Annotated in this window: 9 protein-coding genes; 2 read left to right on the top strand and 7 right to left on the bottom strand. The window is 33.7% G+C overall.

Annotated features, from left to right (window positions below; genetic code table 11):
- Nucleotides 1–32: 32 nt before the first annotated feature.
- Genes murD through mraZ form a run of 7 tightly spaced genes read right to left on the bottom strand, consistent with a single transcriptional unit; the run spans nt 33 to nt 7,788 of the window.
- Nucleotides 33–1,367: a UDP-N-acetylmuramoyl-L-alanine--D-glutamate ligase gene (murD, locus tag GBO31_RS20320; RefSeq protein WP_219010307.1), complete on the bottom strand. Its 1,335-nt coding sequence runs from the start codon at nt 1,365–1,367 to the stop codon at nt 33–35.
- Between the two features lies 1 nt (nt 1,368).
- Nucleotides 1,369–2,598, bottom strand: coding sequence for a phospho-N-acetylmuramoyl-pentapeptide-transferase (gene mraY, locus GBO31_RS20325; RefSeq protein ID WP_219010308.1), 1,230 nt, complete (start codon nt 2,596–2,598; stop codon nt 1,369–1,371).
- A gap of 54 nt (nt 2,599–2,652) precedes the next feature.
- Nucleotides 2,653–4,116 (bottom strand): UDP-N-acetylmuramoyl-L-alanyl-D-glutamate--2,6-diaminopimelate ligase, encoded by a 1,464-nt coding sequence (locus GBO31_RS20330; RefSeq protein ID WP_219010309.1) that lies wholly within the window; start codon nt 4,114–4,116, stop codon nt 2,653–2,655.
- Nucleotides 4,113–6,053 (bottom strand): penicillin-binding protein, encoded by a 1,941-nt coding sequence (locus GBO31_RS20335; RefSeq protein ID WP_246615931.1) that lies wholly within the window; start codon nt 6,051–6,053, stop codon nt 4,113–4,115. The genes GBO31_RS20330 and GBO31_RS20335 overlap by 4 nt, the downstream gene beginning before the upstream one ends.
- Nucleotides 6,054–6,113: 60 nt before the next feature.
- Complete coding sequence (locus GBO31_RS20340; RefSeq protein WP_219010311.1) at nt 6,114–6,425, bottom strand: FtsL-like putative cell division protein; 312 nt, start codon at nt 6,423–6,425, stop codon at nt 6,114–6,116.
- A 9-nt stretch (nt 6,426–6,434) separates the two neighbouring features.
- Nucleotides 6,435–7,331 (bottom strand): 16S rRNA (cytosine(1402)-N(4))-methyltransferase RsmH, encoded by an 897-nt coding sequence (gene rsmH, locus GBO31_RS20345; protein ID WP_219010316.1) that lies wholly within the window; start codon nt 7,329–7,331, stop codon nt 6,435–6,437.
- Nucleotides 7,318–7,788 carry a division/cell wall cluster transcriptional repressor MraZ gene (gene mraZ / locus GBO31_RS20350; protein WP_219010315.1) on the bottom strand — a complete coding sequence of 157 codons (471 nt, stop codon included), beginning with the start codon at nt 7,786–7,788 and terminating at the stop codon, nt 7,318–7,320. Before mraZ ends, rsmH begins: the two co-directional genes overlap by 14 nt.
- Before the next feature lie 303 nt (nt 7,789–8,091).
- Here mraZ and GBO31_RS20355 point away from each other — a divergent pair, with 303 nt between their 5' ends.
- Together GBO31_RS20355 and GBO31_RS20360 are read left to right on the top strand one after the other, a co-directional pair.
- Nucleotides 8,092–8,856 (top strand): alpha/beta fold hydrolase, encoded by a 765-nt coding sequence (locus tag GBO31_RS20355; RefSeq protein ID WP_219010312.1) that lies wholly within the window; start codon nt 8,092–8,094, stop codon nt 8,854–8,856.
- Nucleotides 8,857–8,869: 13 nt separating this feature from the next.
- Nucleotides 8,870–9,056, top strand: a 187-nt coding sequence (locus GBO31_RS20360; RefSeq protein ID WP_219010313.1) for a GTPase, incomplete at its 3' end; no start/stop codon positions are given.

Consider the following 9,056-nt stretch of genomic DNA (forward strand, 5'->3'; position numbering starts at 1 on the left):
CTTTTTATTTCTAATTTTGATATAATTATATATTATAATTCACGTACTGCTTCTTTAAATTGTCTTCCTCTATCCTCATAATTTTTAAACAAATCAAAACTTGCACAAGCAGGAGATAATAGTACATTTTCATTACGCTCCGCGATCTTATAAGCTATATTAACCGCATCTTTCATGGATTGTGTTTCTACAATATTATCTACACAATTACCAAAGGCGTTAATGATCTTAGAATTATCAACTCCTAGACAAATAATTGCCTTTACTTTTTCATTCACTAGTGGATATAACTCGGTATAATCATTTCCTTTATCTACACCTCCTACAATCCAAACTGTTGATGATTTCATAGCGTCTAATGCATAAAAAGTAGCATTGACATTTGTAGCTTTAGAATCATTCACATACTGAACATTATTTATCTTTAATACATTTTCCAGTCTATGTTCTACCCCATGAAAATTTTCAAGACACTCACGTATCGTAGTCTTTCTTATTTTCAATAATTGCGATACTGTGGCAGCTGCCATCGCATTTTTTACATTGTGATTTCCTTTTAATGCTAAATCTTTTGTCGGCATGGTTAATTCGTTGTTGTCTATTATTATTTTTATATTTTCTCCTTCTAAATACGCTCCGTTTTCTACTTTTTTCTTTAATGAAAATGGCAGTAATTTTGAACGAATAGGATGTTCTTTTAAATATTCTGTGATCACCTCATCATCTGAATCATAAATGAAACAATCATCTTCTGTTTGATTCATTGCTATCCTAAATTTCGAAGCGATATAATTTTCAAACTTATTATCATATCGATCCAAATGATCAGGAGTTATATTAGTTAGTACAGCTATATGTGGCGCAAATTTTATGATTCCATCCAACTGAAAACTACTTAGCTCTAGCACATAGTATTTAGAATCGTTTTCTGCAACTTGCTTTGCAAAACTATCTCCAATGTTACCACCCATATTTACATCTAAACCTCCATGACTCACTAAATGATGCGTAAGCATTGTCGTTGTAGTTTTCCCATTACTACCAGTTATCCCCACTATAGTAGCAGTGGTAAATTGCGAAGCAAATTCGATTTCTGAAATCACTGACGTTCCTTTTGCTACTAGTTTTTGTACCAATGCTGCTTTATCAGGAATCCCAGGACTTTTCATTACCACATCAGCATTCAGAATCTTATCTTCTGTATGCTTCTCTTCTTCCCATTCTATTTCAAAATTTCTAAGAACCTTTTTATAATGATCAGTTATCTTCCCTTTATCAGAAACAAAAACCTGATACCCTTTTTTTTTGCCTAGAATAGCCGTTCCAACACCACTTTCTCCTGCTCCTAATACAACTAATCGCTTCACACTATCTTACTTTAAGTGTAATCACTGCTATAATTGCCAAAAAAATCCCGATGATCCAGAATCTGGCAACAATTTTACTTTCATGAATCCCTTTCTTTTGGTAATGATGATGTAGTGGTGACATCAGAAATATTCTTCTTCCTTCGCCATATTTTTTTCGAGTATATTTAAACCAACTTACCTGTATCATCACCGATAATGTTTCTATAAAAAAGATTCCACAAACGATTGGGATCAAAAGTTCTTTTCGTATCGCAATGGCTATTACAGCGATAATCCCTCCAATTGTTAAACTACCAGTGTCTCCCATAAAAACTTGTGCTGGATACGTATTGTACCATAAAAAACCAACAAGAGCTCCTGCAAAGGCAGCAATATATATTGTCATCTCTCCCGAATTGGGGATATACATTACATTCAGGTAATCAGAAAAAACTATATTACCGGATACCCAAGCGAACAATGCTAATGTGAGTACAATAATTGCTGAAGATCCAGCAGCTAACCCATCTATTCCATCCGTAAGATTAGCTCCATTCGAAACAGCGGTTACTATAATGATTACAATTGGTATAAAAATTAACCATGCGTATTTGGCTAAATCTGGATTTATCCAGGTAATCAAACTAGCATAATCAAATTCATTATTCTTAGAAAATGGTATTGTAGTTTTAGTTGATTTCACTGCTGGATTAAAATCCGATTCCTCTTCACTTGACGCCACTTGTTCAATATCAGAATTTAGTTTCTCCTCTTTAATTGTAATATCATTATGAAAATACATAGTACAACCAACGATAACACCTAATCCAACCTGACCTATCACCTTAAACTTACCCGCCAATCCTTCTTTATCTTTCTTCTTAATCTTTAAATAATCATCTGTAAAACCAATCACTCCCATCCATAAGGTTGTAATAAGCAAAAGAATAATGTATATATTATCAATTTTAGCAAAAAGCAATGCAGGAATAAGGGTTGCAAGAATTATGATAATCCCTCCCATGGTTGGCGTTCCAGCTTTTTCCGCTTGTCCTTCTAATCCTAGCTCTCTAATACTCTCGCCCATTTGTTTACTTCTTAGAAAGTTGATTATTCGTTTACCATATATTGTAGAAATTAGCAACGACAGAATAATTGCCATTGCTGCTCTAAACGTGATAAACTGAAACAAAGATGCTCCAGGAAACTGGTATTCATTTTCTAAATATTGAAACAAATAATATAACATATACATCTATACCTTTCATCTCATCCATACATCTATGGAATGGAAAGGGTTTATTTATTTTCCTATTTTTTTTAGTTCTTCTCTTACGATTTCAAAATCATTAAAATCAATCCGCTGTCCATCTGTTTCTTGATAAGTTTCATGACCTTTACCGGCGATTAAAATGATATCATTCTCTTCTGCAAATTGACAAGCAGTTCTAATGGCTTGTTTTCGATCTGTTATAGATATTATTTTCTTATAGTTTTGTGGCTCGACTCCCTTTTCTATATCTTCTATAATCTGTTCTGGATTTTCTGTCCTTGGATTATCACTTGTAAAAACTACTTTATTACTTAAAGTTGTAGCAATATTCCCCATAACAGGTCTCTTTGCTTTATCTCTATCTCCTCCACATCCAACAACCGTAATTAACGTTTCATTATTGGTTCTGATATCATTGATTGTTTCCAAAACATTTTTCAAAGCATCTGGAGTATGTGCATAATCTACAATCGCAGTAACTTTTTTATCTGAGATCAGGTACTGAAATCTACCACTTACACTTTCTAGATCGCTTAATAGCTGTAATATTTCCAATGTTTCTAAACCTAACAACTCTGCTGTTCCAAAAATTGCCAATAAATTGTATGCATTAAAGCTTCCTATCAACTTCGTCCAAACATCATTATCATTTATTTTCAACAATAGGCCACCTAGACTATTCTCAAGAATTTGCCCTCTAAAATCAGCATATGATTTTAACGCATAGGAATACTGTTTTGCTTTTGTATTCTGAAGCATAAAGCCTCCATTTTTATCATCCTTATTCGTTAATGCAAAAGCTTTTTTACCTAGCTGATCAAAAAATCGTTTTTTAACATCTCTATACTCTTTAAAGGTATTATGATAGTCAAGATGATCATGAGAAAGATTCGTAAAGATCCCTCCTGCAAACTCCAATCCTTCCGTTCTTTTTTGATCAATCCCATGAGAACTTACTTCCATAAAACAATACTCAACACCTGCATCATTCATTTCTTTCAAATAATGATTTATTGTTAAAGAATCTGGTGTAGTATGTGTTGCTTTATACTCTTTATTATCAACTAATATTTTCACTGTCGAAAGCAACCCCACTTTAAATCCGGCCTTTTTAAAAAGTTGATATAATAAAGTAGCAATAGTTGTCTTTCCATTCGTTCCTGTTACTCCAACGAGTTTTAAATTCTCAGAGGGAGCTTCATAATAATTATTAGCAATTATAGCAAGAGCTTTTTGAGTGTCCTCTACCTGAACATATACCAATCCATCTACAAGAAACTCTGGCATTACTTCACAGATTATTGCAATCGCTCCTTTATTGATTGCTTTTTCTATAAAATCATGACCATTTACGACTGTCCCAGAAATTGCAACAAAAACATCATCCTGTTCTATTTTTCTAGAATCAAATTCAATCTTATTAATACCCGCAGCAGTATTACCAACAACAGCATTAATAGGCACTTTATATAAAATATCTTTTAACTCTATCACGATAATTCTATCCTAATTGTTTGATTATTTTTTACTTTAGTTCCAGGTTCAATGGATTGACTTTTAACCTTCCCTGAGCCTTTGATTTCTACTTTCAAACCCATGTTTTCTAAAAGAGAAATTACATCCATTGCAGGCATCCCTTTTAGATTTGGCATGATAGTTTTGTATTTTCTAGCTTTTTGAAAATAGGAATCGTAACTCTCTATTATCTCTTTACTTTCTGTAATACTAGAGCTTACTTCATCTACCACAGGAATATCATTATAAACCTTTAAAGCAATTGTTTTAAAAACTGGAGCAGCTACAATATTCCCATAATATCCTTTCTCCTTATTTGGTTTATGAATTACCACAATACAGGAATACCTAGGATCTTCTGCAGGAAAATATCCAGCGAAAGAAGATATATATTCTCTTTCTTTATCTTTTCCATAATTACCCCAACAAGTACCAGTCTTTCCTGCTATCTGAAAACTATCAGTATGTATGTTATCTGCAGTACCTCTAATGACTACATTTTTCATCATTTCTTGTACAACTTTTGCTGTTTCCTTAGAACATATTGCAGGATTCAGCACTTCTTTATTATATTTTTCCTGTGTTTTATCCCAAGCTTTCACCTCTCTAATAAATCTTGGCTTCACCATTTCTCCATCATTTGCAATTGCATTATAAAAGGCAAGTGTTTGCAAGGGTGTAACTGCAACCCCATATCCGTGAGCCATCCATGGCAGTGTAGTCCCATACCAATCTTTATCTCCTGGATAGGGTATTTTAGGCTTTCCTTCTCCTTTTATAGATAATCCTAATGTTTTATGTAACCCCATATTCATTAGGCGATTCACAAATTTCTTAGGATCATCTTTATAATTTTCATCTATAATTTTTGCAAATGCAGTATTTGATGACAATTCAAATGCTTTTGCAGCAGAAATCTTTCCGTATCCTCCCCATTTAGAATCTTTAACAACTCTATCATAAAATCGCACCCTTCCATTTTCAGTATCGACTACATAACTAGAATCTATAACTTTATCCTCTAATGCTGCCACCATAGCCATTAGTTTAAAAGTGGATCCAGGCTCATGAGATTCTCCTACAGCATAATTTAATTTCTCATAATATTTGCCAGATTTCGTTCTACCAAGGTTAGAGATTGCTTTTATTTCGCCAGTTTTGGTTTCCATAACCACAACTGTTCCGTGTTCTGCTTCGAATTTTTCTAACTGTGCAAGTAATGCATGATGTGTTATATCCTGAACATTTACATCTATAGTAGATATGACATCATATCCATCTTGTGGTTCTACTTCATTTGCATCACCAATAGGTTTCCATTGATTTTTTGCAATTTTTTGTTTCTTACGTTTCCCTTCTTTACCTCTTAAAAAAGGACCATATGCTCCTTCAAGCCCTACTCTGGTATAATACCCTTGGTCATCACGGCGTTCATATCCTACGGTTCTTTCTGCAATTTTTCCAATAGGATGTTCTCTAATTGTTCGTTGTTCCACGATCAATCCTCCACGATTGGCACCATACTTAAATAAAGGAAATTTCTTTACTCTCATATACTGAGAATACCCTAGATTTCTTTTGACTAAAAAATACCGGTTTTTATTATCTCTAGCTCTTCGCAGGACATCATCATAATATTCAGCAGACCTACCAAACTCTTTTGACAAAGCTTTTGACAACTCATTTATGTTTTCTCTAAAATCCTTATCTGTAACCGTAACCGCATCAAATCGAATGTCGTATTTAGGCACTGAAGTTGCTAGTAAATTCCCTTTACTATCATATAAGTTACCTCTATTTGCAGGTATATCAAATGTTTTGAAAACACGCTGTTCTCCTTTCGCACGATACACATCTCCTTCAATAAATTGTGTTTTTACAAGCTTTACTAAAACCAAAATAGCGAAGATGAACATACACCCCGAAATGAAGTATAACCTATTTAATATGTTCTTATCTTTTACTGCCAAAACAAATTATTCTTTTACTATTATTTTTTGAGGTGGTTTTGTTGGTCTTTTTATTCCTTTTTTGGTCATTTTTTCGATAACAGAGGATTCCATTTTCAATTGCATTAATTCTGTTCTTCCATCTACAAATTGTGTTCTTAATTCTCTCACCTCATTATTCAACCTTGCTATTTCATGAACTTTACTTTCTGCATTATGAGAACTTGCAATCATAATAATTGCCAAAAAAGACAGAAAGAGTAACATACGCCAATTCTTCATTGCATCATCCGCAATAAGAAACTTCCCTTTTAATATGTCATATACCGTTTGCTTCATAATACAGAATCAAATCCTTTCTGCTATTCTTAGTTTTGCACTTCGTGCTCTATTATTAATCTCTATTTCTTCTTGAGATGGAACAATTAACTTGCCTACTTTTTTAAATGGAACTGATACATTTCCGTACAAATCCTTTTCCGGTTCACCTTCAAACATTCCATTACGAATAAATCTTTTTACTAACCGATCTTCTAAAGAGTGATAGGAAATAAAACTAACCCTGCCTCTTACATCCAATAGTTCTTGGGTTTGTAATAAAAACTCTTTCAGCACCTCTATTTCTTGATTTACCTCAATTCGAATAGCCTGATATATCTGAGCTAATATTTTATGTTCTTTATGCTTCACCATAAAAGGTTTCAGTATTTCTTTTAGCTCCAGACTTGTTTTAATAGTCCTACTACTTCTAGCACCAACAATTGCTCTTGCTAACTTTGGAGCATTTCTTAATTCTCCATATTGCAAGAACATTGCCCTCAAGTCTGATTCATCATATTCATTGATCACATGATATGCGGACAACTCTCCATCTTGATTCATTCTCATATCCAGATCAGCCTCAAATCGAGTTGAGAAACCTCTTTCTGCAACATCAAACTGATGTGAAGAAACCCCAAAATCTCCTAAAATCCCATCTACTTTACGAACCCCATAAAAACGAAGAAATCGTTTAATAAACCTAAAGTTTTCATTAATCAACACGAACCTATTATCGTCTATAGCATTCGAAAGCGCATCTTTATCTTGATCAAAAGCATACAGTTTACCACCAGAACCTAATCTCTTTAAAATTTCTCTGGAATGACCTCCTCCTCCGAAGGTTACATCCACATAAATCCCATCTGGTTTTACATTCAGCCCATCTACTGTTTCTTGCAGTAGAACTGGATTATGATATTCCATCTTCTTCATCCTCAAATCCCATTACTTCTTCTGCTAGATCTGCAAAATCTACAGCAGCATCGTCAATTGCTTTTTCATATTGAGTTTTATCCCATATCTCAATAATATTAACAGCTGACGACAACACTAATTCTTTTGTAATTCCAGCAAAACTCACTAAATCCTTAGGTATCAAAAGACGACCAGTTGTATCAATTTCCACAACCTTAACACCTGCTGTAAACCTCCGGATAAAGTCATTATTTTTCTTTTTAAAGCGGTTTAACTTATTCATCTTTTGCATCAATAGATTCCATTCTTTCATTGGATACAACTCTAAACAAGGCTGAAAAACTGCCCGTTTCAACACAAAACCTTCTTGCAAAACAGAAGACAGCTGCTTCTTAAATGCTGCAGGCATCATCAAACGACCTTTTGAGTCGGCTTTACATTCGTATGTGCCTATTAGACTTACCACTTTTCCCTTCTTACTTCTATAATTAGTCAAATATATTGAAAAAATTACCACTTTTTACCACAATTTACCACATTGTTAATAAGTTATCTGAAAAAGCATCTAAATAAACAGCCTTATAGTTTCCAATTTTGCTCCTGAACGAAATATTATTTCAATTCTAAAATCTTGGTTTTGACGCATTCAGAAAGAAAAAAAATGACAGATTAAAAAAATCTAAAAAATTCCTGTCGCAGTATTCATAAAAAATCTTCAAACTAATTATGAAAATGCTATATTTGCTTTTAATTCTTGTAAGAACTATTAATGAAGCACGAATTAAAAAAAGACGGAAAATTTAGTTATTTAGAGCTTGGAGAAGGTACGCCAATCGTGATTTTACACGGATTAATGGGTGGCTTAAGCAACTTTGATGGCGTTAGTAATTATTTTCCAAAAAATGGCTACAAAGTATTGATTCCAGAGCTTCCTCTGTATGAAATGCCATTAATAAAAACTAGTGTAGGCACATTTGCTAAATATCTTAAAGATTTTATTGATCAACTCGGATACAAGGAAGTCATTCTACTCGGAAATTCTCTTGGAGGTCATATCGGACTTTTATGTACTAAAATGTTTCCTGAAAAAGTAAAAGCCCTAGTAATTACTGGGAGCTCAGGACTTTATGAAAGCGCAATGGGAGAAAGCTACCCTAAACGAGGTGATTATGAATATATCAAAGCGAAAGCTGAAAATGTATTTTACGATCCTGCCATTGCTACTAAGGAGATTGTTGATGAAGTATACGCTACTGTAAATGATCGAAATAAATTAATAAGAACCCTCGCCATTGCTAAGAGTGCTATTAGACACAATATGGCAAAGGATCTTCCAAATATGAAAACTCCGACTTGTATTATTTGGGGTAAAGATGATAATGTTACTCCACCTGAAGTTGCGGATGATTTCAATCGATTATTACCGGATTCTGATCTATATTGGATTGATAAGTGTGGACATGCAGCGATGATGGAACATCCAGAAGAATTTAATAAACTATTACATTCTTGGTTACAAGAGCGTAATTTCTAATCAACCAATTCCTATGAAGATTAGTAGCGCTGAATTTGTAATGAGTAACAGCGATGTAGCAAAGTGTCCTAAAAACAATTTGCCGGAATACGCATTTATTGGCCGATCTAATGTCGGCAAATCTTCATTGATCAACATGTTAACCGGGCGCAAAAGTCTTGCTAAAACTTCTGGCAGACCAGGTAAAACCCAATTAATAA

It is taken from the genome of Aquimarina litoralis, from assembly GCF_019295435.1.
In the GTDB taxonomy this organism is placed as follows: Bacteria; Bacteroidota; Bacteroidia; order Flavobacteriales; family Flavobacteriaceae; genus Aquimarina; species Aquimarina litoralis_A.